Origin of the sequence: Acetobacter sp. (assembly GCF_022483985.1) — a bacterium.
Taxonomy (GTDB): Bacteria; Pseudomonadota; Alphaproteobacteria; order Acetobacterales; family Acetobacteraceae; genus Acetobacter.
Map to the genome: position 1 here is coordinate 2,600,712 of NZ_JAKVME010000001.1, position 25,322 is coordinate 2,626,033.

General features: G+C 60.5%; 20 protein-coding genes. 5 read left to right on the forward strand and 15 right to left on the reverse strand.

Going from position 1 to position 25,322, the window contains the following annotated elements:
• Nucleotides 1–112: 112 nt before the first annotated feature.
• The 3 genes from plsX to LKE90_RS11590 all read right to left on the reverse strand — a co-directional run bounded on the left by plsX (nt 113) and on the right by LKE90_RS11590 (nt 2,221).
• Nucleotides 113–1,213 carry a phosphate acyltransferase PlsX gene (plsX, locus tag LKE90_RS11580; protein WP_291493498.1) on the reverse strand — a complete coding sequence of 367 codons (1,101 nt, stop codon included), beginning with the start codon at nt 1,211–1,213 and terminating at the stop codon, nt 113–115.
• Nucleotides 1,214–1,290: 77 nt separating this feature from the next.
• Complete coding sequence (gene rpmF, locus LKE90_RS11585) at nt 1,291–1,494, reverse strand: 50S ribosomal protein L32 (RefSeq protein ID WP_010666207.1); 204 nt, start codon at nt 1,492–1,494, stop codon at nt 1,291–1,293.
• A gap of 151 nt (nt 1,495–1,645) precedes the next feature.
• Nucleotides 1,646–2,221: a YceD family protein gene (locus LKE90_RS11590; RefSeq protein ID WP_291493500.1), complete on the reverse strand. Its 576-nt coding sequence runs from the start codon at nt 2,219–2,221 to the stop codon at nt 1,646–1,648.
• A gap of 226 nt (nt 2,222–2,447) precedes the next feature.
• Here LKE90_RS11590 and LKE90_RS11595 point away from each other — a divergent pair, with 226 nt between their 5' ends.
• The gene (locus LKE90_RS11595) at nt 2,448–2,957 is read left to right on the forward strand and encodes an outer membrane protein assembly factor BamE (protein ID WP_291493554.1); all 510 of its coding nucleotides are present in this window, start codon (nt 2,448–2,450) and stop codon (nt 2,955–2,957) included.
• Between the two features lie 289 nt (nt 2,958–3,246).
• On the opposite strand, the gene LKE90_RS11600 is transcribed toward LKE90_RS11595, so the two are convergent.
• Genes LKE90_RS11600 through def form a run of 5 tightly spaced genes read right to left on the reverse strand, consistent with a single transcriptional unit; the run spans nt 3,247 to nt 7,132 of the window.
• On the reverse strand, nt 3,247–4,611 hold the full coding sequence (locus tag LKE90_RS11600) for an ATP-binding protein (RefSeq protein WP_291493502.1): 1,365 nt from the start codon (nt 4,609–4,611) through the stop codon (nt 3,247–3,249).
• A gap of 8 nt (nt 4,612–4,619) precedes the next feature.
• The gene (locus LKE90_RS11605) at nt 4,620–5,375 is read right to left on the reverse strand and encodes a response regulator (RefSeq protein ID WP_291493504.1); all 756 of its coding nucleotides are present in this window, start codon (nt 5,373–5,375) and stop codon (nt 4,620–4,622) included.
• Entirely contained in the window at nt 5,365–5,922 is a 558-nt protein-coding gene (locus LKE90_RS11610) for a MarR family winged helix-turn-helix transcriptional regulator (RefSeq protein WP_291493506.1), read from the reverse strand. Before LKE90_RS11610 ends, LKE90_RS11605 begins: the two co-directional genes overlap by 11 nt.
• Complete coding sequence (locus tag LKE90_RS11615) at nt 5,919–6,581, reverse strand: hypothetical protein (protein ID WP_291493508.1); 663 nt, start codon at nt 6,579–6,581, stop codon at nt 5,919–5,921. The genes LKE90_RS11610 and LKE90_RS11615 overlap by 4 nt, the downstream gene beginning before the upstream one ends.
• Complete coding sequence (gene def / locus LKE90_RS11620; protein ID WP_291493510.1) at nt 6,578–7,132, reverse strand: peptide deformylase; 555 nt, start codon at nt 7,130–7,132, stop codon at nt 6,578–6,580. The genes LKE90_RS11615 and def overlap by 4 nt, the downstream gene beginning before the upstream one ends.
• A 232-nt stretch (nt 7,133–7,364) precedes the next feature.
• Here def and rpsU point away from each other — a divergent pair, with 232 nt between their 5' ends.
• The 3 genes from rpsU (at nt 7,365) to trxA (ending at nt 8,532) form a co-directional block, all read left to right on the forward strand.
• A complete protein-coding gene (rpsU, locus tag LKE90_RS11625) occupies nt 7,365–7,568 on the forward strand; it encodes a 30S ribosomal protein S21 (protein WP_010666215.1) in 204 nt (67 codons plus the stop codon).
• 145 nt (nt 7,569–7,713) lie between these two features.
• Nucleotides 7,714–7,911, forward strand: coding sequence for a hypothetical protein (locus LKE90_RS11630; RefSeq protein WP_291493512.1), 198 nt, complete (start codon nt 7,714–7,716; stop codon nt 7,909–7,911).
• Nucleotides 7,912–8,205: 294 nt separating this feature from the next.
• On the forward strand, nt 8,206–8,532 hold the full coding sequence (trxA, locus tag LKE90_RS11635; protein WP_173574355.1) for a thioredoxin TrxA: 327 nt from the start codon (nt 8,206–8,208) through the stop codon (nt 8,530–8,532).
• A gap of 123 nt (nt 8,533–8,655) precedes the next feature.
• On the opposite strand, the gene LKE90_RS11640 is transcribed toward trxA, so the two are convergent.
• The 7 genes from LKE90_RS11640 to LKE90_RS11670 form a co-directional block, all read right to left on the reverse strand.
• Nucleotides 8,656–10,032 carry a glycosyltransferase family 4 protein gene (locus LKE90_RS11640; protein ID WP_291493515.1) on the reverse strand — a complete coding sequence of 459 codons (1,377 nt, stop codon included), beginning with the start codon at nt 10,030–10,032 and terminating at the stop codon, nt 8,656–8,658.
• A 165-nt stretch (nt 10,033–10,197) separates the two neighbouring features.
• Complete coding sequence (locus tag LKE90_RS11645; protein WP_366509544.1) at nt 10,198–11,328, reverse strand: hypothetical protein; 1,131 nt, start codon at nt 11,326–11,328, stop codon at nt 10,198–10,200.
• Between the two features lie 110 nt (nt 11,329–11,438).
• Nucleotides 11,439–14,663, reverse strand: coding sequence for a glycosyltransferase (locus LKE90_RS11650; RefSeq protein ID WP_291493519.1), 3,225 nt, complete (start codon nt 14,661–14,663; stop codon nt 11,439–11,441).
• Nucleotides 14,664–14,672: 9 nt separating this feature from the next.
• Nucleotides 14,673–16,493, reverse strand: coding sequence for a tetratricopeptide repeat protein (locus LKE90_RS11655; protein WP_291493521.1), 1,821 nt, complete (start codon nt 16,491–16,493; stop codon nt 14,673–14,675).
• Nucleotides 16,494–16,653: 160 nt separating this feature from the next.
• Nucleotides 16,654–18,105: an HlyD family type I secretion periplasmic adaptor subunit gene (locus LKE90_RS11660; RefSeq protein WP_291493522.1), complete on the reverse strand. Its 1,452-nt coding sequence runs from the start codon at nt 18,103–18,105 to the stop codon at nt 16,654–16,656.
• Between the two features lie 3 nt (nt 18,106–18,108).
• On the reverse strand, nt 18,109–20,232 hold the full coding sequence (locus LKE90_RS11665) for a peptidase domain-containing ABC transporter (protein WP_291493556.1): 2,124 nt from the start codon (nt 20,230–20,232) through the stop codon (nt 18,109–18,111).
• 322 nt (nt 20,233–20,554) lie between these two features.
• Nucleotides 20,555–21,001: a hypothetical protein gene (locus LKE90_RS11670; RefSeq protein ID WP_291493524.1), complete on the reverse strand. Its 447-nt coding sequence runs from the start codon at nt 20,999–21,001 to the stop codon at nt 20,555–20,557.
• Nucleotides 21,002–21,512: 511 nt separating this feature from the next.
• On the opposite strand from LKE90_RS11670, the gene metH reads away from it, so the two are divergent.
• A complete protein-coding gene (gene metH, locus LKE90_RS11675; protein WP_291493527.1) occupies nt 21,513–25,028 on the forward strand; it encodes a methionine synthase in 3,516 nt (1,171 codons plus the stop codon).
• Nucleotides 25,029–25,322: the final 294 nt, after the last annotated feature.

Consider the following 25,322-nt stretch of genomic DNA (forward strand, 5'->3'; position numbering starts at 1 on the left):
CCGGCACACCTTCAGGACACAGGGGGCGACAACAACCCTCGCCCGCTGTCTTCAGTCACAGAAACCACGTAAAATCAGCGAAAAACCATCAGTTACAGACCCTGCCCCCTCGTCACGCCACAGGCTGGCGTTCCGGATCAGCAACAGAGCGGCTGGTCGTCAGCGAGGACATGTTCCCCAGACGGGCACGAATTCCTTCATTGAAATGATGCGTGACCATGTCCATCGCAACATCAACAGCGGATGCAAATCCTTCCGCATCCGTGCCGCCATGTGATTTCACAACCACACCGTTCAGCCCGACGAAAACCGCGCCGTTATAGCGGCGGGGATCAAGCCAGTCCTTCATGCGCTCCAGAGCCGGGCGAACGAGGAGATAAGCCAGACGGCCAGCCAGACTGCTCGTAAACACCTGCCGGAACAGGCCGGACGCCATCTTCATGGCGCCCTCGCCTGTTTTGAGCGCGACATTCCCCGTAAAACCATCCGTCACGACAATATCTGTCGTACCCGCCGTGATGTCATGTCCCTCGACAAAGCCGTGAAACTGCCCGGCAAGCGGACTGTCTCTCAGGACATCGGCGGCCTGACGCAGTTTCTCGTCACCCTTCAGCTCTTCCGCCCCGACGTTCAGCAGGCCGATCGTGGGAGACGGCAGGCCGAGCACAGCCTTGGCGAAGGCTTCACCCATGACGGCGAATTCGACCAGATTACGCCAGTCGCACGCCACATTGGCGCCGAGGTCCAGCATGACGACATCGCCCTTCATGCTGGGACTGATGGCCGCCATGGCGGGACGGGAAATACCGGGAAGCGTCTTGATCACGATCTTGGCAAGAGCCAGCATCGCACCGCTGTTTCCAGCCGACACGACACCCGCCGCTTCTCCACCGGCCACGGCATCCATGACCGCGCGCATGGACGTATCCTTCAGCCGCAGGGCGGCTGTAGGCTTCATATCCATGCTGACAGCGGCAGAGGCATGCCTGATCGTACAGATGGCGGCAGCCTTCGGATGGCGGGCGAGAAGCCCACGCAGACGCTGTTCGTCCCCAACAAGCAGCACCCGGGCTCCCGGATGCCGGTCCGCAGCGATAGCGAGACCCGCAATGACCATCTCAGGACCGCCATCGCCCCCCATAGCATCAACAGCGAGGGAAAACGGTTCCGGACTCTGGGCAGTCTCTGCGGCGGAGTGCTCTGCTGCGCTCATGAATGCGATCCGGCCTTCATGAACAAAGAACGCCTTGCCTTATCAGGGATACCGCGTGCCACGTTACAACACCGTGATCAGGCGCGGACTGCAACTTTCAGGGCCTTGCCGGCTGCGATCACTTCGCGGCCATCATAGTGACCACAATGGCTGCAGACGTGGTGCGGGCGCTTCAGCTCACCGCAGTTGCCGCACTCGGCGTGGGCTTCAACCGTCAGAGCCTGATGGCTGCGACGCATACCACGGCGGGAAGGAGACGTTTTTCTTTTAGGTACAGCCATGGGTCCAAGCCCCTCCGAAATGATGGCATCCCGGAACCGCCACAAGACGGAACCTGGACATAACTACAATTGAGGGCGGGGCTCTACCAGACCAGCAACGGTTCCGCAAGGACCGATCGGAAACTGACAGGTCCGCACGGCACGCAGACGTTCAGGAACCGTCCCGTTTAAGCTTGGCCAGAGCAGCAAAAGGATTGGGACGCTCCTCGACCTCTTCTTCCACTTCCTGCCGGGAAATTTCTTCCTCGGTCAGAATCGCCGCAGGCCGCGCCACGCCGGGACGCCGTGGATAGGGGTCAAGGATAAGCGACAACTGCTCGACTGCCGCCTCCCCCAGATCGACCACATCTCCATCATAGGGGACATCGTCGATTTCATCCAGTTCGCCATTTTCATCGAACGATCCATCATGGTCGGACGCCGGTACGAATCGAATGACGAAGCGCTCGGCGATCACGTCCTCGAACACTTCCAGAGTCAGCACACAGAGCTGGCTGAGTCGGGCGGTCATGGACCCTGTCGCCTGAACCGTATGGCCGGTCTGGGGGAACAGCTCGTACCGGCATGACAGGCTCGCCACATCCGGCAGGCCAAGCCGCTGGGCGATACGGGCACATTCAGCTTCGGTGGCGGTTACCGAGATTTCACGGGGAGAGTCGGTGGACGCACCGCGCAATGTCCTCACAAGAACGGGGCGGGGGAATTCGGAAACTCCGGAAGCAGTCACTTTATAGATCCTTTCCCGACGCAAAGTCCGATGATAGCGCCTTTAGCGTGACAGAAAACACTCTATCGGACATTCGTTCCCTGTGCTTTAATGGTAACGATATTTACTGCGCCATCCGTGGAGAGAACAGACTACCGTCATGTCAAAATGCCAGCCTTTCTCCCGGACTGAACCACGGCCAGCCGCAGGACGGCGCAGCAGACAGGCGCTCAGGGCTCTGGGCCTGATGGGAGGCCTCTTTGTTCTCTCCGGCTGTGCGGTATTCGAAAACTCGCCCATGCCGCGTGGTTCGCTCGTCGAGGCTGACGACTACAACCAGCTCAAGCCCGGCGTGAGCAATCGCGCCGATGCGCTTGATCTGCTCGGCTCGCCGACCTCCAAGGCGACCTTTGACGATAACACATGGATTTATGTTTCGATGATGACGGCGCCGACCCCGGCGAATTTCCCGCACGTCACGAAACAGCAGGTCGTCGTGCTGAATTTCGATCAGGCCGGAACGCTCCGCTCCCTCAGAACACTGGGGCCGCAAGACGCCAAACATCCGGGCATGGTCGGCGGCAGCACTCCGACACCAGGCACCAAGATCAATATTCTTCAGGAAATCATCGGCAACGTCGGACGCTACAACCCGATGCAGGGCATGATGAACAATAGCTCCTTTGGCGGCGGCAACAACGGCATGGGCATGAGCAACGGCCCGGGTCATGGCGGCGCAGGCAACAGCCTGCCCTGATTCTGGCCTGAGACGCCCGGCTTTGCTGAGTGATCCCGGCCGTTCTTCTGCCTGACCTTATCTGCCGGGAGGGTTTACGGGGCGCTGCCCCGAACCCCGCCAAAGGCGCGCCTTTGGCAACAGTTTATTATCAATGTATCGGGGTGAAGGGCCTGTGGTCCCTTCCGGGAGTAGGCAGCCTCCGCATCGGCTTCTGCACGAGCCAGCCAGAGCAGATCGCAATTAAGATGGTAGGCTCACTCATCATGTGAGGATACCCGTTATACCGGATGGCAAACAGACCCGCCGTTCAGCACGGCAGGGTAATGCGCACATTCAGCCCGCCTCGCAGGCTTTCTCCCAACTGGATATCGCCGCCATGAGCCCGCACGATGTCGCGGACAATCGTCAGGCCCAGTCCGGTCCCACCCTTCTTGCCGCTTGAAAACGCACGAAAAACCTCCTCCCGGCGTTCCAGCGGAATCCCCGGCCCATTATCATCCACCTCAATGATGATGCTGTGCCCTTCCTGCCGTCCGGAAAGCCAGACAGATGCGCCAAGACGACGGGCATTCTCCAGAATATTGTTCAACATGCGCCGCATCGCATCCGGCCGGGCCTCGATAGCCAGACCCGGTTCACAGATCACAGCCCCAACCCGGCCACCGGCCCGCGCAATGGCGGAAGCAACATCTTCCAGCAGCACAGCGACATCCAGTTTCTCCGGCGCTTCGGCCCCTTCCCCACGGGCGAAGGAGAGGTAACTCTCGATCAGCCGCTCCATTTCAGCGACATCACCGATCATGTCATGCACGTCATCCCGCAGATGTCCGGCATCCACCACACCGGACTGAGGGAACATGGCGAGAGAAAGCCGCAGTCGGGTCAGCGGAGTTCTCAGGTCGTGTGACACACCCGCCAGCACGGCGGTACGCTGCATGACGAATCGGGAAATCCGTTCCTGCATGCGGTTGAACGCCACGGCGGCCTTCCGGACTTCACGAGCGCCTTCCGGCCGAATGGGACCGACATCCCGTCCCAGACCGAACTGCTCGGCGGCGCGTGCCAGACGTCTTACGGCGCGCACCTGATTCTGCATGAAGAGCGCAGCCACAACGAACAGCAGCAGTGAACTGCCAAGCGCCCAGAATACGAAAAGCCAGATCTGGCCGACATCCAGCCGCTTACGGGGTGCATCGATCTTCAGAACCCCATCCGGCAACTGAATCATGATGAACACATGATGCTCGTCCGTCAGCCAGTCCACAAAGAACGGATAGGAAATAAAGGCCTGAAGCGTGCGAACGAGGTCCTCATCCATAGGCCCGACAACATGTGTCGAGCCAAATTTGGTCAGCTTCGCATTCTGATGCCACTCAACAACGAGCTGAGTGCGTGACCGCACCTGTCTGGTCAGCCACGCCCGATCCGCGCGTGTCTGGTAACGCTCCAGAAAATCCAGCGACAGGCTGATTTCAGACACCACGCTTTCAGACATACGGCGTGACATCACGTGCAGATAATTGCCGTAGAACAGCTCCAGCGCGATTCCCTGCGTGACCAGCAGGGGGATCAGCACAATCAGCAGGGATCGACCCAGAAAAGAATTCGGCAGGACACGCCGCACCGAACGGTCGAGCCTGCCATCACCCCAGAATGTGCGCCATCCGCGCATGACCGACGTCAGATTCCCGGCTTCAGCATATAACCCTTACCGCGAAGCGTGTGCAGATAACGCGGCTCACGCGGGTCCACCTCGATCCGCCGCCGCAGACGGGTCACCTGCACGTCAACCGCACGCTCGCCAATTTCCGCCATATCCAGCGCATTCGCGATATCCTCGCGCGAAAGCACCTCGTTGGGATGACGGGACAGCACCGCCAGCAGGGCCGCCTCGCCGCCGGTCAGATGCACAACACCCTCGGGGCCGGAAAGAATGCCCCGGTTGGGATCGAATTCGAGCGTCCCCAGCCGAACGATTCGCAGATTATCCGACGGCGGCGGCGGTGCATGTTTGCGCAGATGGGCTTTCAGCCGCAGCAGCAGCTCACGCGGCTCGAACGGTTTGCCGAGATAATCATCCGCACCGGCTTCGAGACCGGTAATGCGATCCTCCGCTTCTCCACGGGCGGTAAGCAGCAGGATGGGGATATCCAAGCCCTGCCCGCGCAGGGATTTTGTCAGCTCCAGCCCGTCCTCGCCGGGCATGGTGACATCCAGCACCAGAGCGTCCGGCAGCATGAAGCCCAGCGCCTGCCGCGCCTCGGCGGCGGAAGCCGCGCCGGTAACCCGGAAACCGTTTTCCTTGAGATAGCGCTGGAGCAGCCGCCTCAGACGGGCGTCATCATCCACGACCAGCACATGAGTCGTGCTGTTTTCGTCTTCAGGGGACAGGACAACGTCGTCCCTGCCGGTTTTATGCGTCGCTTCACTGACCATCCCGTCGTGCTCCCCTCACTGATTCCCTGGTCTGCCTTTCCCGCCGTGCGAGAAAGGCGCGACTGTCCTCGGACAGCATTCCCTGCAGGACCTGCCGGAAACCCTGCACGGCATTGCCTCCTGCCTCCCGATAGGCCGCCACCATACGCTCCCGCTGCACGGCAAAAAGCTGCGCCTCGATTTCAACGCCTTCTGCGGTCAGGAAAAGAAAGCGCTGACGACGATCCTGCCGTCCCTGCTCGGTCCTGACGAGGGCGCGTTCCTGCAACTCGGTCAATGTGCGCGCGAGACTCTGTTTCGTGACGCCCAGAACGCCCTGCAATTCCCCCACCGTCAGCCCCGGCTGGAACGCCAGCATTTGCAGGACCCTGTGCTGGGCCGCCCCGAGGCCGAACTGCGTCAGTACGGGCGAAGCCGCCTGCCCCATATCGAGCCAGACCAGCAGCAGCAGTTCCTGTGCGAGCCTGATCTGCTGCTCCCGCAGGAACAGGACGCCATCGCCTGCGACGGTCTCCCCGCCGGTCCGGACTTCGACGAATCGTTTCACGCTGCGTGCAGGCCCTTTGGCCGGAACAGACGCTGTTTCAGCTCACCCAGACGCCGGGTGCGGGCCAGTCCGGCATCAAGAATCTGTTCGACCCTGTCACGATCAGCACCTCCCAGCCACGCCAGAAAGGTCGGAACATAGATGCCGGTAAGGCTGATTCTTTTCGTAGCCCAGGTCACGCCGCCCGACATGTCTTCGGACGCGTCCCAGATGGCGTTGACGGTGCGCGACAGGATACGGGCCGATGCTGCTCCCGCGCAGGGCGAAAGCAGAACTGTCGCGGCGCGCCGTTCCGCCGCTCGGTAGGGCTCCAGACCATCCAGCCGTTCCAGAACAGCCCTACGGACTTTCTGACTGAGACGGGGACACTCGCCTTCATCAATGGCCAGCAGAACACGCTCGGTCATTTCACGGTCAGCCAGATCGGCCCATGCCTCCAGAATCTCGATGCGACCTCCGGGAAACAGGAGATCGGCGTCCGGCCCCGCCACGTCCTTCAGGGTAGTCACTGTCCACCCCTTCTCTCCGGCCACAGCAGCCAGCGCCTTCAACGCCTGATCACGCTCGCCAGAATGCTCAACGGATGGTGGTGTCATTCCCTGAAGCAGCCCGTAGCCCGCGCCAGCCGCAAACTGAAGAATCCTGTCCCTGCCACTCATTGCTCACTGCGTCCCAAAATAATATCCGGCGTCAGAAACCGGCCTGCTTCCGTATCAAAGCCCATCAGACCGAGGTCTGTCATCCGCATCGGGTAAAGAACACCATCCAGATGATCCCCTTCGTGCTGGATCACATTTGCGTGGAATCCTTCCGCAATCCCGGAAACAGGAGCCCCTATCCGGTCGAGTCCCTGATATCGAACCCGCGCATACCGGGGAACCCAGCCCCGTAATCCCGGAATGGACAGACAACCCTCCATTCTGAGACGGATTTCGTCATCAACCGGTTCAATCACCGGGTTGACCAGCACCTGCACGCCTTCCGGCGAGATCTCTCCTTCCTCCAGACGGACCGAGGGTACATAATAAACGAAAATTCTTTTCGAAACATGCACTTGAGGAGCGGCAAGCCCGACACCACCAGCGTCACGCATGGTCTCGATCATGTCGTCAATCAGGGTCTGCACGACCGGATCGACGACGTTTTCCACCCGTTCGGCGGGCTTCAGCAGGACCGGATGCCCCATGCGCGCGATCTTCAGTAATGTCATGCTCACCCTCTCCAGAACCGTCCCTCAGGATACGCCGCATTGCGATGTGACAGAAACGTCGTTCTTTCCGGCTCAATGAACCACGGATTCGTTTGTCTTTTCCTGCGGGCGTGTGTTAAGGACGCGGCTAACTCAGAGGCGAGGCTTCCGTGCGGAGTCGCGCTCACCCTATGGAAACTCATGAACCCAGCATGACCGAGGTCAGCAGGTTCTTTCGGGAGACGACCAGCCAGTGCAGGTTCTCGTTCGCGACAACAATGTCGATCAGGCTCTTAAGGCACTCAAGAAGAAGATGCAGCGTGAAGGGCTTTTCCGTGAGATGAAGCTCCGCCGCCACTATGAGAAGCCTTCAGAGCGTCGCGCTCGTGAAGCAGCGGAAGCTGTGCGTCGCGCCCGCAAGATGGAGCGCAAGCGTATCGAGCGCGAAGGCTTCTAATCGCGCTTCGCTCTCACTCAGGGCAGACCGGCTTTCTCAGGAAAGCCGGTTTTTTTATGCCCGGATTTCCGTGAGAGCTTTCATCATACATTCACTCTTCCCGTTTTGAATGCGGCGTACCACCGCGCATCCAGACGAGACCCCGATGGCAGACCTGAGTGATGAGGATGAAAAACTTCTGCAACAGGAAGCCGGCCTGACTCCGGAGACCATCCGGACAATCGCCGCCCTCGGCTTTACGCTGACGCGCACAGCCTCTCTCCTAAGCTATATCAAGGATCTGGCTGATGAAGCTGAACAGCGCGGTTCTCCGAAGCGCACAGCCGGTCCGCCTGATTGTTGAAACCACAGAGCCGTTTTCAGTAAAAAAGACTGTGCCTGTGGAACGTCAACACAGCTTCCCCTGATAGGCGACACTGTTGTATCCCGCTGGACTTCCCGGTCGCCTCTCCTGCTGACATGTCAGAATAACACTTCCGGATCGAACCTCCTTGAGAGGTTGAGCCTAAAATTCTGTGCAGCCGCGATTTCATCAGAGAATACGCCCGCAAAACCACCGGGTCCGGGGGAGGAGGGGCTTGACCTGACGCCAACTCCACCCAACTGTTCAGACACACCTATTACAAGGACGACGCATATGAGCGAAAACACTGTCGCGGTCAGCGACACCACTTTCGAAACCGATGTTCTGAAGGCATCCGGCCCGGTTCTGGTCGATTTCTGGGCAGAGTGGTGCGGTCCCTGCAAGATGATCGCTCCGGCGCTGGACGAAATCGGGGCTGAGTTCAAAGGCCAGTTGAAAGTGGCCAAGGTCAATATCGACGAGAATCCCCTTACGCCGAATACCTTCGGTGTTCGCGGCATCCCGACCCTGATCCTGTTCAAGGACGGCAAGCCGGTGGAAACGAAAGTCGGCGCGCTCCCCAAGAGCCAGTTGAAAGACTGGGTCAAGGGACTGGTCTGACCATCCTTTCCGGCCGGAGAGCTTCTCTCCGGCTTTTCCGGTCTTTTCAGTCCAAAGTCCTGAGAAGCTGCTCCGTCCGTATTCGCAAACCGTGCTTCATAACGGACGAAACTACCCCCTCTCTCAGGTCGGCAAGAGCGCCTTTGAGCGGGTCTTCGCAGTCGAAGTCGTTTTTGCAGTGACAGGGGCTGGTCTGGATTTTCTGGATGCCGCCGCGCTCTGCTGGGTCGGTTTGCGTGAACCACGTTTCCGGGGGGACGGCGCAGCATCGGCAGACGGTGACAGTCCGCTCACCTGCTCGATCAGATCCTCATAGCGCATGAGATAGTCATTCAGGCAGAGCGTGGCTTCCGCCTGAGCGCGTGCGCCTTCACGTAAAATTTTTGCCTGTTTGCTGTTGTCCAGAAGCGTAAGGACAGCATCCGCGATCTTCCGGGGCTCAAGGAACGGAGCCAGCAGGCCGGTACGTCCGCTTTCGATAAATTCGCGGACCGGGTCTGTGTCACTTCCCACAATCGCGCAGCCCATCGCCATCGCTTCCCGCAAGGACCATGACGCCACAAACGGATAGGTCAGATAGACGTGCGCGTCAGAGCGTTTCAGAAGCGCGCGGAATTCATCGTAGGTGACCTTGCCGACAAAATGGACGCGATCGAGATCAATCTGGCCCTGAAGTTCGGACAGCATGTACTGCCGCCAGGTCGTATGTGCCAGCCGGGCGCCATAGCTGACGCCATCTCCGCCGACCATGACAATACGGGCCTTCGGGCATTCCTTCAGAATACGTGGCAGCGAACGCATGAAAACGTGGAAGCCGCGATAGGGCTCCAGATCCCGGGCGACATAGGTGACCAGACGGTCCTTGGGAGAAATCGTCACGTCCTTGATATGCAGCGTGTGTCGTGCCGCCTTGGAATCAGGGCTGCACAGTTCCAGATCGACGCCTTCACGCAAGACCGAAATCTTGTCGAGCGCCCATGAAGGATAGGTGCTGCGCTGGAACAGTGTCGGGGTCTGTCCCCAGCCGGGATTGTTCAATGCCACCAGATTGACGGCGTTCTTGGCCCGAATACGCGGCAGCATGTCCGGCACTGTCGGAAACTCAGGATCGAAACCGACATCGAATCCATCGGAATGATAGAAAAACTCGAAATAGCCGAGAATTGGAGAAGCCGGGAAAATATCCTGCAAATTGAGCAATTCGCCCCAGCCATGATGCCCGATGATAATATCGGGAACGAAGCCGAGATCCTTCAATGTCGAGGCTGCCTGCGCCACCGCGTCGGCCCGGCTCAGAGCCAGCGCGAACTCACGCGCGCCGGGATGAGTTGCTTCCGGTGGGGCGACGGGTTTCCGATAGATAACACGGCGCACACCCGAAATGATATTCTCATTGCTCTCGCTGATGAAAACGACTTCATGCGCCTCCGACCGGATCAGATGGCGAACGATATGCAGGAACTGCCCAGGAAAATTCTGGTGAACAAAGAGAAATTTCAAGACCGGTATCCATTTGCGATAAAGGTCGGCAATCCGTTCCTGATGGTGGCCGACGTTACTGGATTCTGATGGCAGGAGGTCCTGAAATCAAATACTGACCTCGTACCGGAAAAAATGACAGATGCCTGTGAGAAGCGAAGCCTCTCTTCTCACAGGCAGATGGCGTCAGCGACGACCGGGCTTACGGAGTGTCGAAGCCTTCGCCGGAGCTTTTGCCGTTTTTGACGGCTGTGTTACGGGAGCTTTGCCTGAAGGAGCCTTGGCGGGGACCGCAGCCTTCACCACCGGTTTTACCGCTGTTCTGACGGCAGGGCGTCCACGCTTCACAGGCTTCCTGACAGGTGCTGCGTCTTGCTCTTCTTCAAGAAGAGCAAGGTCTTCCTCAAGAACCTCTTCCAGCTCTTCCGCTTCGCGACGGGCGGCGGCCATCGCCGGGTCGCGTGGCACGATCGTAATCCGGAAGGCTTCCAACGGCGCCAGACTGTCGGATTCAGCCGCCTCATCCTCACCGACCGGACCAATTTCCGTGCCGTCCGTGAAGGTGGCCTCCAGCTCGCAGAAATAGTCCTCCGCGGCAGCGCCCTTCAGCCTTACGCGCAGCCCGAGAATAGGCAGCGCCATGCCACGGCTACCGCAGTATTTGCCACCTTCCGTCCAGGGTGAAAGCCAGCCTTTACCAAGAACAGCCTGATATTCGATGTCTTCTGCCGCAATCAGCTTGCCGGGAGAAATGCCGAAGCCCTCGATCCAGAAACGGCTGCCGGGCTTACCCATCCATTCGCCGATCATCACGCCGACATCGCCCCGACGCTGGATATGCGCACCGACCTCGAACTGCTGACCCGCAGCCGCAGGAGTGCCTGTCGGCGCTGGAGAAGAAGGAATGCTGGCCACCGGAGCCTGACCCTGAGGGGCAGCGGCGGCGTACGCAGCAGCAACCGGTGCGCCCGTGGCATCGCTGAGGCGGACAACCTGTAGACGCGGCGCTTCATGCGGGCTGCCGGCTTCCTGATAGATCGTCACCAGAACCTGCGCCGGACCCTGCGTGACGCGGATCAGGGCAGCGTTATTCTGACCGCCAAGCCAGCCTGTGTCGTCAAAGGTCGAGATTGTCACAGCCCCGTTCACAAGCGGCGGCTGGGTAAGGCGGACGCCGGGAAGGCCGCGCGGGCTGGGCGGCTCCTGGGACGGCACGTGGAAGACGCAGAATAATCCCTGGTCAAGTGTCATCAGGTGTCCTGACACCTTCAGGTCAACGACACGATTCTGATTCTGGGACTGGCCACTCTGGGACATAAATTCGTTCCGTAGGTTGTTCTGAATAAGGTTTCAGCTATTCCGGGGATATTCTGCCGACCAAAGCAGGCAGACAAGACGACAATCGATCTGTATTTGAATACAATTCTTCACGATATCCTTTCGCCTGAGTGCTGACAGAGAGAGATCAATATCACGTTAAGCTGGCTTGCCGATATACCAAGCGGCAGTATGTGACCTCTCCCTGTTGCCCGTATCCGCTCGGCAACAGCGCCGATGTCGAAAGCCGCCGTATTCAGGCCCGCCCGCCACGTCACGCCCAGCGCGAAACACCATGTTTCAGGCCATACTGACGGAATAAGTCCATAATCCGGCTGCTGCGCCCGAATCAGTGCGATCGCCTCCTCCTCGCGATAACAGCCCGTGACATAGACATGCCCGGTTTCCATCAGGGAGGCATCGTCAGGCGTATGGCCGACAATCACGAACTCCAGTGGCAGCCCCTGCTCCCGGGCCTCGCGCGCCGCAGCCAGCAGAACGTCATAGCCTTTCTCCTTTCCGATCGCCCCGACCACGCAGACCCGAAAACGGCCGGGTATGCGCGGCAGACCCATGATGGAGCCAGAAGGAGACCCAGAAGGAGACGATGACGGAAAAAGCCTGCTGTAATGCGCCAGCGACAGGTCGGGACGATCGTCCTCCAGAGGCGCTATGACCGGCCTTAGAGCAGGAAAATGCCGTCGCATCCGCTGCGCCGTATCGTCCGACGGGACGATCACCTTACGGGCCGCCTCTAGTTCACGCGCCGAACGCGCGACATAATCAGCGACCGGCATGTCATCATCGACGCTCCGACCCAGCGTCGCCACGCAGTCATCGCAGGTGGCGGCATCCGGTTCGCCACAGTAACGACGGGTCCTGCCCACCAGAGAGATGCGGGGACAGAACCAGATATAATCATGCACATACACATCGTAAGGCACACCGATTACGGAGGCGATCTCCCGCATGGCCATGTGATGGCCACTGGCATGGTGCCATTCGATGTGATCGACAGGGTCCGCCGTCAACAGGCGTAGCAGGCGCGGCCATTCCACAGGCAGGCTGAAACGCAGATTCGGAAAGGAAGCGGCCAGAAGATCTTCCGCTTCCGCTCCTCCCTCAAGACGACAGCCCCCCTTTACCGGGCGGATCAGCACCGGTCGAACCCCTGCCCCCCTCAGCGCCGCCGCACGCTGGCGCACCACCCGCTCGACACCGCCGCCATAATCATGCGTCACCATCAGCACCACCGGCGGCGCGCCACCGGAAGAACCGTCACGGGCAAACAGACGGGCCGCCCGACGCCAGCGCAGGAGATCGATTTTCCGTCGCGCCTCGAATAGCGGGTCTGCGGCCACATGCTCTGCGATCAGCGCGTTGTAATCGGGATAAAGCCGGTTGAGCAGAGCGAGATTGCGCCGCAGCAGGCCGGTGCGGGTCGCCCCGAACGAGACAGAACCCACATGCGCGACATAGGCTCCGGGAGCCGCGACATTCCGCCATCCGGCCCGAGAGGCGCGCAGGCAGAAATCATTTTCCTCGCCATAGCCCTGCGCGAACAGGTCGGCACGCAACAGACCAGTCTGCTCCAGACAGTCATGACGGATATAGAGACAGAAACCGTGTCCTGTCGGAATATCGATGACCACGCCCTTGTTGGCGGACCGGGCCAACTTCATCAGGATGGCCGTCTGGTCGAGCGTGGGTGTCGGATTTGATCCCGCCACATCCGGATAGGACAGGATGGTCGCATCGTTCGACAGCGGCGTGACCGTGCCGATATCCGGCGCGCTCCAGGCGACAGCACGCAATTCTTCAAGCCAGTCACCGGCGACAAGCGTGTCGCTGTTCAGCAGCACGACATCCCGGGCGCGGGCCTGCCCGGAAAGAGCGGCCACAAGACCGAGATTGGCCGTCGCGACAAATCCGCGATTGGCCGGTTTCTCCGTCACGGTGACTCGCGAATCTTTTGCGAAACGACGCAGCGTGGTCGCCATATCCGGGTCCGGCGACGCATCATTGATGACCAGAATCCGGGGGCTGTTGCGGGACGCCACAGGGAGCGACGTCAGCACGCTTTCAAGACAGGCTTTCGTGCCCGTCACGTCCCGGTAGACCGGAATGACGATCAGCACGGAGGCGCCGCTCCGGGCCTTTGTCGCGGCAGGTTTCAGCGCAGCGGCGCCCACACGACCGGCCTTGCGGGGGCCCTGTTTTTTTCCTCCGGAGACCGGACAATCACGACGCGCCTCAAGCGGGCTGCCCGTCAGATCCCGCCCGGTCTCATCGACGATCCGAACCGGACCGACGGGGAGATTTTCGCTGGAAAGAGCGATCTGCCGGAACCGTGACAACGGGATGTCGGAGCTGACGTCCGACGAAAAATCCTCCGCCGTGAAGCTCATGATCTCCCGGTCTGTGGCCGCTTCAAGAACCCGCAGACGTGGCGCCCGATCCGGGTTGGCCGGATGCCACACCCAGCCGATGATGCTCCCTTCGGACGCCTCGACCAGCCCTTCGACCCGCATGGCGGCGGCAGGACGAAGCGGGCTGGCGGGTAGCGGATGACCGTCCCACAGAATGTCGAGCCGATCCGTATGCCAGAATCCTTCCGGCGCATCCGGGCGCAGCAGGCCGGTTTCATCGCGCAGGATGGAGCATATCTCTCCATCGGCACGGGCAGTCAGCCGTCCAGATACCGGTGCATGCTGCTTTTTACGACGGCCCGGACGATGATCGCCTTCGGTCGCAAGCAGACGACTGATATCACCGCCCACTCTGACGCCGCCCCGATTATCCAGACCGCACCAGCCGGGATAGCCTGCCGCCGTCATGATCCGGTCAGCCAGAACAGCCATATCGTCGGTGCAGACATGACCTGAGAGCGCCCGCTTCAACGCGCCGACCGCCGCCTCAGTCTGCCCCGGCCCCTGCCTGAGACAGGCGGCGGCAAGCATGCACCAGAGTCCGGCCACATCATGACGGGTGGTCAGGATTTCGAGAAGGGCAATCGCTCCCTGCCCGTTTCCGCAGGCCTGTCGGACCACGGCGAGAAGAAGCATCACATTCGGACTGTCGGGCGCCATCCGATGGGCGCGCTCCAGCCAGCCGAGTGCGCCGACCGTATCGCCGGCCTTCCAGCAGGCCTCTCCGCTGTCGAAAGAGTTCTGGGCCTGCTCACTCGCCCATTTTTCCCAGTTTTCCCGATCCTGCGGCGTTATGAGACCGACTACGGTCGAATCGTCATCCGTGCGCTCTGCGCTCAGAGCTTCCGCCGCCGCCATCCGGGAAGAAGACCGGGAGCGACTTCCGGCTGTCGCGCGTTTGGCCAAAGATCCCTGCTAACCAACAGCCGGGTGAGAGTCGGCGGGATGCATCTCGGCAGGCTCTTCCGCGCTCCTGTTTCCTTCAGGCTTCGGCTCCCGCAACGGGAATTTCAGTTGCGCCATGTCCGCGCTGGCCTGCGCCAGTCCGGCGGCCTCGGCCTTGCGATACCAGACAAGCCCCTCCTCCATGTCGGGTTCGCCCACAAGGCCACGTGTCAGGTAACGCCCCATCATCAGCTGCGCGCCGACATGCCCGCGTTCCGCCGCCTGCCGGAACCACTCCAGAGCCTTCTGCCGATCTTCGGCGATGTCATGGCCACCACCCAGCATGGCGCCCAATGCAAACATGCTGTTGGCGTTATCCTGCTTCGCGGCACGCTCGAACATGACGAACGCTTCCGCGTGGTCAGCCGGACCACCCTCTCCATCAATCAGAAGCTGGGCGTAATAATGCTCGGCTTCCACCATGCCTTCGAGCGCCGCCTTGCGAATCCACCCACGACCTTCCTCGGGATTGGCGGGAACGCCGCGTCCATCAATCAGCATCCGGCCATACCAGTACTGCGCGTTGATGATTCCTTCCGCCGCCTTGCGCATCCAGTGCGCCGCCTGCTCCTCATCCCGTTCCGTGCCGACGCCCTCGGCGAGGCAGACGCCGAAATTGAAGGCGGCGATCAGGTCGCCCGAATGAGCCGCCTTTTCATACAGGGTACGCGTCGCCAGCCTGTCCTCGGCTGTGCCGCCGCCCATCAGCAGCAGATTGCCCAGATCGGCGGAACTGGCCTTATCACCCTTTTCCGAGGCGTAGCGGAACCATTTGGCCGCCTCGTCCTCATCACGGGTGACGCCTGCGCCCGTGAGATACAGCATCCCGAGAGCGCGGGCGGAAGCGGCATGCCCTCCCTCCGCGGCGCGGCGATACCAGCTCGCGGCCTCAAGATAGTTGGGCGGCAGATCGCCGCCGCGCGCGTGGATGTCACCCAGCAGGGCACTGGCTTCCAGATCTCCGGCGAGCGCCGCCTTGCGCAGCCACGTCTCTCCCTTTGAGGGATCCTTTTCAATGCCCCGCCCCTCAAGCAGGGCCAGCCCGTAGCGGGCCTGAGCGGAGCGGACATTGTGAACAGCCGCCTTGCCATAGCATACGGTGGCCGCAACCGGATCATGAGGTGCGCCAGCGCCCCGCTCATAAGCGATGCCCATGAGATAGAGCGCCGAGCCGACATTGGCGTCAGCCGCGATCCTGAGATGCCCGATCGCCTCGGCAAGCTCCGCGTCGGACCGGGCGGAATGCAGTCCTGCCAGACCGAGGCCCAGATAACCCTGCGGACTGCCACCCTTGGCGGCCCGCTGATACCAGACGAGGGATTCCTCGGGATTACGCAGATCATCCGGCCCGGCATTGAGCACATAGCCATAAAGAGCCTGAGCATCCGGGTTGTCAGCATCAGCCGCCAGCTTCGCCCAATGCGCCGCCCGATGGAAGTTGGGCTGACCGGTCACATTCTGCGCGACATCCGTCAGATTGAAGGAATCGCTCTCAACGGCTTCCGGCAGGCCGACCAGATACAGTGTCGCCAGCACGAACTGGGCTTCGATCCACTCGGCTTCCGCCGCTCTGCGGAGCCACCGGCCACCTTCCACCAGATCACGCGGAATACCGACACCGTCGAGATACAGACGGGCAAGACGGAACTGCGCTTCCGGCATGCCCGTCTGGGCTGCGGCGCTGATCTCGGCAAAGCCCCCGGCGAAGTCCTCGGCTTCGATAAGCTGAAGACCATACTGAAGCCGTTTCTCTGGAGAGCGGCGGGTAAACAGGCGTGAAAGCAGACTCAAAAGCAGTCCTCCCCGGGTACGGCTGGATCGGCAGAATACCGCTGGGTTATCATCGTGTGTGACAGCCTGCGTGGACTGTCAGATAAAACCGCTCCGGGCAGTCAGGCTCCGGTCGTGAGCGGTGAGACGACCGGAGCAGGAAGACAAGGTCTGAAACGCGTTATGGTTCCCTCATGCCGTCCGTGACCAGAGGCAGGATGCTGTTGAGCAGGAATTGCATCACGGTCCGCTTGCCCACCTGAATATCCGCCGTGACCGGCATACCGGGATGCGGATGGAAGAAGGACGGCACACCATGCAGTGTATAGCGATCCACACGGAGACGAACACGGTAATAGGCCTGCTGCGCGGCGCTCGGATCAGAAGATTGTGAGGGTGTCCCTCCACCGCCGCCGCCTGCGCCGCCGCCCTGCGCGCTGAAAGAGTCCGCGCTGATTTCACGCACAGTAGCTTCGGCTCCACCATACTGGGCGAAGGGGAAAGTCGCGAATTTCAGCAGGGCCTTGTCGCCGAGCTGCACGAATCCCGCTTCCGAACCATTGAGATGCGCTTCGACCTCAAGACCGCTACCGACCGGCACCAGTGTCATGAGTTCGTTACCGGTCGTGATGACCGAGCCGATCGACAGTCTGGCGATCGTCAGGACGATGGAGTCCTCACCGGCGACCAGCGTCGTCATGCTCTTGCGCAGTCTGGCCTTGCTGTAATTGCTTGACGCCTCGGAGAGATGCCGCTGGGCGTCACTCAGATCGTGATAGATCTGGGCTTTCCATGTCTCGATATAGTTCTGTCGTTCGGAAACCAGCGCACGAATCTTGCTGCGGGCGCTGGCGGCCTGCTGCTGCGCGCCAATCTGTGAGCGCTCGTTTTCCATAAGCTCGCTCTGCGCGCCCAGCGTGGAGAGACGGCTGCCGACCTGATCCTGTTGCAGACGCAGACGCATGGTGTGCACGTCGCGGGCAACTCTGGCCTTGGCGCCGAACATCGCGGCGTTGGCCAGAAAGCCCTGCAAATCACTGGTCTGCGACGCGATCTGCTCCTGATAATTGTTCACCTTCGCGTCGAACTCGGCCTTGCGGCGTAGGAAAGTCGCCGCCTCCTGCGTTGTCGCGGGATTACCCGGATCAGGCACATAATCGCGGCCTTCCGCTTCGGCGCTCAGACGGTCCACTTCGGCGGAATAGCTCTGACTCAGGGCCTTCATGTTCTCGATGTCAGCGTCGCTGATCGTCGGATCAAGATGTGAAAGCACCTGTCCCTTATGGACGAAGTCACCCTCATGCACGTCGATGCTGCGGATGATCGACGTTTCCAGTGGCTGCACCACCAGCGTCTGCTGGGTCGAAACGATCTTGCCGGGCGTCGTCACCACACGGTTAAGCGGGAAGACGCTCATGATGACGACACTGGCGATCGTAAGTCCACCGATCAGCCAGGTGATATACTGGGCCGTCGCCGTAGGCGGCATGTTGACCAGCGCCGCGCTTGGCGAGTGGAACTCAAGCAGCGCCGGTGGCAGGTCATTCGGAGCAAAAGGATCTGTCGCCTCAGGAAGGAAATCCTGGGTTTTTTCCTCATCACCGGAAGCGGGCACAACGTCCTGTTGGGTCATCGGTCACTCTCCTTCCGCGATCAGCGGAGCATCGGCGGGGGCGCTGGAACCGGACCGCCCTTCCGTGTGGCGGTTCTGCTGCATCCAGAGTGTCCGGTAAATCGTGCAGCGTTCGAGAAGAATCTCATGAGGAGCAATATCAATCACGCGACCGCGATCCATGACCAGAATCATGTCGCAGTTCACCAGAGAGGACAGACGATGGGAGACGATCACCATCGTACGTCCCTTGCCGATTCGCTCCAGATTAGCGTTCACCAGCGCCTCGCTCTCCGGATCAAGAGCCGATGTCGCCTCATCGAGGATCATCAGTTTCGGATCGGAAATCACGGCGCGGGCAATGGCGAGACGCTGGCGCTGGCCACCGGAAATGTTGGTGGAGCCTTCCTCGATCCACGTATCGTACCCTGCGGGCATGCGCTCGATGAATTCCTCGGCGCCAGCCAGACGGGCTGCACGGACGACATCATCAATGGTCAGGCCGGGACGCCCTGCCGAAATATTGTCACGGATCGTGCCGCGGAACAGAAAGTTGTCCTGCAACACCACGCCGAACGAACGACGGAGATGGTTCAGGTTGATTTCACGCAGATCCACACCGTCCAGCTTCAGATAGCCGGTATAGGTCCGGCTGACGCCCTGAAGAAGGCGGGTAATGGTCGATTTTCCTGACCCTGAACGCCCCACCAGACCCAGCATGGTGCCTGCCGGAATCTCGAAACTGACATCGTTCAGCGCCTTGGCGGTGGACCCCGGATAAACGAAGTTCACGTCAATAAAGGACAGGGCGCCTTTGATGCGCGGGCGCATGCCGGTCGTCAGCGCCTTGGTTTCGGTCGGCTGATTCAGCACGGTGCCCGCTTCCGCCAGCGACGCGGTGACCTCGTTCAGATCGTCCAGCAGCTTGGCGAGATTCGTCAGAGGGGAAGCGACGCGACCGCCGAGCATCATGAAGGCGACGAGCGCGCCCGCGCCGACGGACGCCGCATCTGTCAGCACCAGATAGGCACCGACAAGAATCACACCACGGTTGATGAACATCTCAAGCGGCATGCTCAGGCTGGTCGGCCAGTTGGACATGCGACCGACATCAAGCTTGGCCTGCACCACGCTCGCCGTACACTCATCCCACTCTTCCTTGCGGGACGTCTCAAGAGCGAGGGTCTTGATGGTGCGGATACCGGCGACGGTCTCATACATCACGCCGGAACGCTTCATCTCGGCCTTGATGAGCTTGCCGATCTGACGACCGACCGGCCCCATGAAGACGACGACCAAGAGACCGATGAGGCCCGAGGCCGCGATGGTCATCCAGGCCAGAGTCGAACTCAGATAGAACAGGAACGGCAGGATGACGACCAGCGTGAACATGTCAAGGAAGGTCGACATGAGACGACCGGTCATGAAGTCACGGACCTTATAGATGGCCATGACGCGACCGATGACGTTACCGGCCTGCTCACGCTCGAAGAATTCGAGGGGCAGGGCCAGCAGACGATTGAACAGATGCAGGGAAATCCGGGTGTCGATACGGGTCGTCAGGACAAGCGTCAGCTCACGTCGTCCATAGGACAGCAGGACTTCATAGAACGACAGGACCAGCACGATGGCGGTAATCGAGACCAGCGTCGCCATGGAGCGGTTGTTCACCACGCGGTCGATGACCTGCATGACGATGAGCGGCGGGAAAATCTGTAGAATACTCAGCGTCATCGAGGCGATGGCGATATCGCGCAGGGACTTCTTCTCACGCAGCACCATCTTGGCGAGCCATGAGGCATTGATCGGCGCATCGGCTTCCGACTGGTCCTTGCGACGCTTGATCAGGAGGATATCACCGGTCCAGACCTGATTGAGCCGCATTTCATCGACCGGGACAGGCGAGACACCCTCTCCGGCCAGCGGATCACGCAGCCAGACGATCCCCCGGGCGGCGTCGGCGTTCACCATCAGTGCTGCGGACCCGTCGCGGAACATCAGGACGATCGGCGGCGAGTTGCTCATCTTGACGAGATATCGCCACTTGATGCTCATCCCCTTCGCCACGGCGCCCTGATCGACCAGCCAGCGGACGAGGGTTGCCGGAGACGGGCTGCTTTCACCCGGCTCGCCGGCAAAATCCCGCATGTCCAGTTCAAGACCGTGGAAACGGGCTGCGGCGATGGTGGCTTGCAACCGGATAATGGAAGGCGCCGGTCTGTCGGTCTGGGGATTGGGTGTGCCGTTCGCGTTATCGACTGAAGCCACAGATCGTCCTCTATAAAACGTGCCCGCGTTTCACTGTGCAGGAAACGCTGAACGGCCTCTACCACATAAAGCGTGTGACCGCTGCCCTCGATATGCCGTGCGGATGATTTCCTGTCTCCCGGAAATTTTACTTCCGGAAATTAAATCGCGCAGTTCCACAAAGTCATTGAAGCCATATAGCGCATGAAAGAATGATTTTTGGTTACTGTTCTACCTTGAGACTGAACATGTTTTCCAGAAACGGGCTGATTTCCAGTCCTTGCGCCACGCCACACTGCTGTCCGGGAGACACAACGAGAGCAATGTGGCGAAAGAATGCACAACGTCCCCGCGCCCGTTCCTGAATGAGAGAAAGCAGGCGGTCCACCAGCACCGGTCGTCCCACGCAGCACGCGCACGAACTGCCATGACGCCGCAGCGCACCAGCAGCGGACACGCTCCCCCCGTCAGAGACTCCCACTAAGGAAAAAGACGTTTTCGTGACAGGCGTGACAGGCGAAAGAAGGTTTGCGGAGGCAAGATGCTCACTCTGCGCCCACCCTGCGCCTGAACACCCCTCTTCCGTTGTATCGAGCAGAAAAGCGGTACGGCGTAGGTCCTCTGGCCACAACGCGGCTTCGGTCGGACTGGTGATGGTCAGAGGAATCAAGGGCCGGTCATTCTGTCTATCAGGAAAGACATTCCGGGCAGAAGATAAGGTATTCCGCTCCCCGCTTCAAATATCCCGGAAATCCGGGAGGGGTCAGCTTGAAATCCTGTTCATTTCATACACCCTCCTGACGAAGAGGACGTTTTTCAGGGTTGATGCGGGCTGACCCGCACCCGCAAGGGACCACAGTCCCCTGCCCCGGTCTATCGATAAGTAAAATGGCTCCCAAAGGCGCGCCTCTGATGGAGTTCGGGACAGCGCTCCGAAACTCTCTCCCGACAGCACTGCCGCCCTGCTTCCACACTGGAAATTTAGAGCAGGACACCACCAGATATCGGTGAGCCGGAACCGCATCCTGTCCGGCTTTTGTCACAGGACCAGACCAGCCCATCCAACCAGCCCGCTCACTGGATGGTCGTTTCTCTGGACAGGACAGAGACCCTCTGGAATAACCGCCGTCCCCCTCCCGCCTCATGCGGGTTGCCTCCTCCGAATATCCGGTAGTCCAGACATGACCTCCTCAAGCTCTTCCCGTCCCCCGCTGCTCGAAGCCCTGCAGGAACAGGTATTGCTGTGCGATGGCGGCATGGGATCGCGCGTGCAGGCGCTCGATCTCGAAACCGAGCGGGACTACTGGGGGCAGGAGAACTGCACCGAGATTCTCAACCTCTCCCGTCCGGAACTGGTGCGTGAAATCCATCGCGGCTATTTCGAGGCCGGTGCGGATATGGTCGAGACCAACAGCTTCGGCGGCTCACCCATCACGCTGGCGGAATTCGACCTTCAGGACCGCGCGCGCGAGATCAACCGTATAGCCGCAACACTGGCGCGCGAGGCCGCCGACCAGTTCGATGACGGTCGTCACCGTTACGTGCTCGGCTCCATCGGCCCGGGCACCAAGCTGCCTTCCCTCGGTAACATCGACTACGACACGCTGGAAGCCGGTCTGGCCGAGCAGGGACGCGGGCTGATCGATGGTGGCGTCGATGCCTTCCTGATCGAGACCTGTCAGGACACGCTCCAGATCAAGGCGGCCGTCAACGGCATGAAGATCGCCCGTGCCGAGATGGGCGTGAACACGCCGATCTTCGTGCAGGTCACGGTCGAGACCACCGGCACCCTGCTGGTCGGTCCGGATATCGCCGCCGCCGCGACGGTGGTGGAGAGTCTCGATGTGGATCTGATCGGACTGAACTGCGCCACAGGTCCGCAGGAAATGGCCGAGCATGTGCGCTGGCTGGCCGAAAACTGGCCGCGCCTGATTTCCGTGCTCCCGAATGCCGGACTGCCGGAACTGGTCAACGGCCAGACGCACTATCCGCTCAGCCCGGAAGAAATGGCCGTATGGATGGAACGCTTCATCATCGAGGACGGGCTGAATATGATCGGCGGCTGCTGTGGCACGTCCACGCCGCATATCGCAGCACTCGACGCCATGCTCCGCAGTCGCGCACCGTCCGGCAGGCATCGTCCGGCACCGACGAAGCGCAACCCGACATGGGTGCCCTCCGTCGCCAGCCTCTACAGCCAGACACCGCTGCGTCAGGAGAACGCCTATTTCTCCATCGGCGAACGCTGTAACGCCAACGGGTCCAAGAAATGGCGTGAACTTCAGGAAGCGCATGACTGGGACGGCTGCGTCGCCGTCGGACGTGAGCAGGTTGTCGAAGGTTCCAATTCGCTGGATGTCTGCACAGCCTTCGTCGGGCGTGACGAGAAGGCGGAGATGGACGAGGTCATCCGCCGCTTCACCTCCTCGGTGAACGCGCCGCTGGTGATCGACTCCACGGAAACGCCGGTCATCGAATCGGCGCTGAAGCTGCATGGCGGCAAGCCGATCATCAACTCGATCAACTTCGAGGATGGCGAGGCCATCGCCCACGACCGCATGAAGCTGGCCCGCAAGTTCGGCGCGGCTGTCGTGGCGCTGACCATCGACGAGGTCGGCATGGCGAAGACGGCGGAAGACAAGCTCCGCATCGCCTCGCGTCTGGTGGAGTTCGCCTGCGACAAGTACGGCATGCCGCAGTCGGACCTGCTGATTGATCCGCTGACCTTCACCATCGCCACCGGCGTGGAAGATGATCGCAAGCTGGGTCAGTGGACGCTGGAAGGCATCCGCATGATCCGGGACAAGTTCCCGGACATCCAGATCATCCTCGGCCTGTCGAACATCTCCTTCGGCCTGAACCCGGCGGCGCGCGCCGTGCTGAACTCCGTGTTCCTCGATCATGCCGTGAAGGCGGGCATGACGGGTGCGATCGTGCATGTGTCGAAAATCCGTCCGCTGCACCTGATCCCCGCCGAGGAAGTGAAGGTCGCGGAAGACCTGATCTTCGACCGTCGTACCGAAGGCTACGATCCGCTCCAGAAGTTCCTGTCACTCTTTGAGGGACGGAAAGCGACGGATGTTGCGAAGAAGGCGAAAGCCGAGACCGCGCCGGAACGTCTGAAAGACCGCATTGTCGATGGTGACCGCAAGGGGCTTGAGGCCGACCTTGAGGAAGCCATGCAGGAGATGCCGCCACTCGACATCATCAACAACGTGCTGCTCGACGGCATGAAGGTGGTCGGCGAACTGTTTGGTTCCGGCAAGATGCAGCTTCCGTTCGTGCTTCAGTCCGCCGAGACGATGAAGGCGGCCGTCGCATGGCTTGAGCCACACATGGAGCGCGCCGAGGGACAGGCGCGCGGCACCATCGTACTGGCGACCGTGAAGGGCGACGTGCACGATATCGGCAAGAATCTGGTCGATATCATCCTGACCAACAATGGCTATCGGGTGGTCAATCTCGGCATCAAGGTGCCGGTCGCCGACATGATCGAATCCGCCCGCGCCGAGAAGGCCGACGCCATCGGCATGTCCGGCCTGCTGGTGAAGTCCACGGTCATCATGCGTGAGAATCTTCAGGAGATCGACCGGCAGGGGCTTGAGCTTCCGGTCATTCTCGGAGGGGCCGCACTGACCCGTAACTATGTCGAGGACGACTGCGCCGCCGCCTATGGAACGCATGGCCGTGTGGCCTATGCCCGCGATGCGTTCGACGGCCTCTCGCTGATGGATGTAGTCGCGCAGGGCAAGTTCGACGATTATGCCGCCGCCATCGCCAAGCGTCGTGAAGGCAAGGCGAAGCGTTCCACCCCTCGCACGCCGGAAGTCACCGAGGAGCGCGGTTTCGGACCGGTGGATGTGGCCGCAGCACAGGCCCGTCGTCATCGGGTCACGAAAGACGAGCCGGTCATCACGCCGCCCTTCTGGGGGCCACGCGTGGTCGAGGCCGAAACAAACGCCGTGCTGCCGTTCCTCAATGAGCGTTCGCTCTATCAGTTCCAGTGGGGTTTCAAGAAACAGGGCCGCACGCTGGAGGACTTCCTCGGCTGGGCGCGTCAGGAACTGCGTCCCGTCCTGCGCCGGATGCTGACGCTGTGCGAAGCGGAGAACATTCTCAGGCCGCGCGCCGCTTATGGCTACTGGAAAGCCGCCGGACAGGGGAACGATCTGATCCTGTTCGCCGAAGACGGGCAGACCGAAGTCGCCCGTTTCACCATGCCGCGTCAGCCACGTGAGGATGGCGAGTGCATCGCTGACTTCGTGCGTGACGTTGATGACGCCGAGCGCGACGTGATCGGCTTGCAGGTGGTGACGGTCGGGCAGAAAGCCTCCGACATGGCCCGCGAGTGGTTTGAGGAAAACCGTTATCAGGACTACCTCTATCTGCACGGCCTGTCGGTCGAAGTAGCCGAGGCGATGGCGGAATACACCCACAAGCGTATCCGCGCCGAACTCGGTTACTCTGGCGAGGATGCGCGTGACATGGACAAGCTCCTGTCACAGGGTTATCGCGGCTCACGCTATTCGTTTGGCTATCCTGCCTGCCCACGTCTGGAAGATCAGGAACCGATCCTGAAGCTGCTGGATGCGGAGAAGATCGGTGTGTCACTGTCGGACGGTTATCAGTTGCATCCGGAACAGTCGACTTCGGCTCTGGTGATTCTGAACCCGCGGGCGAAATATTTTACTGTTTAAGAACCTGCCTTAAAGAGTTCTGAGCAATACCAGCCTGTGCCATTCACTTCTCTCTGCGAAGAGAGGAAGTGGGCGACAGAGAACTGGTATTGCCTGACACGAAAACAGCCGTATGGGGCAGATGGAGCAGGGCTTCTGATTTCGCTCCTCCAGCCCCGGTGAAAACGCGGCGAACGCCCTGACAGGACGAATTTCAGGACATTTCTGGAAATAAAAGACGTCAGACAAAATCAGAATAACCCTATAAATACTTAAAATAATCAGATAAATTATAATGTAACAAAATATTTAAAG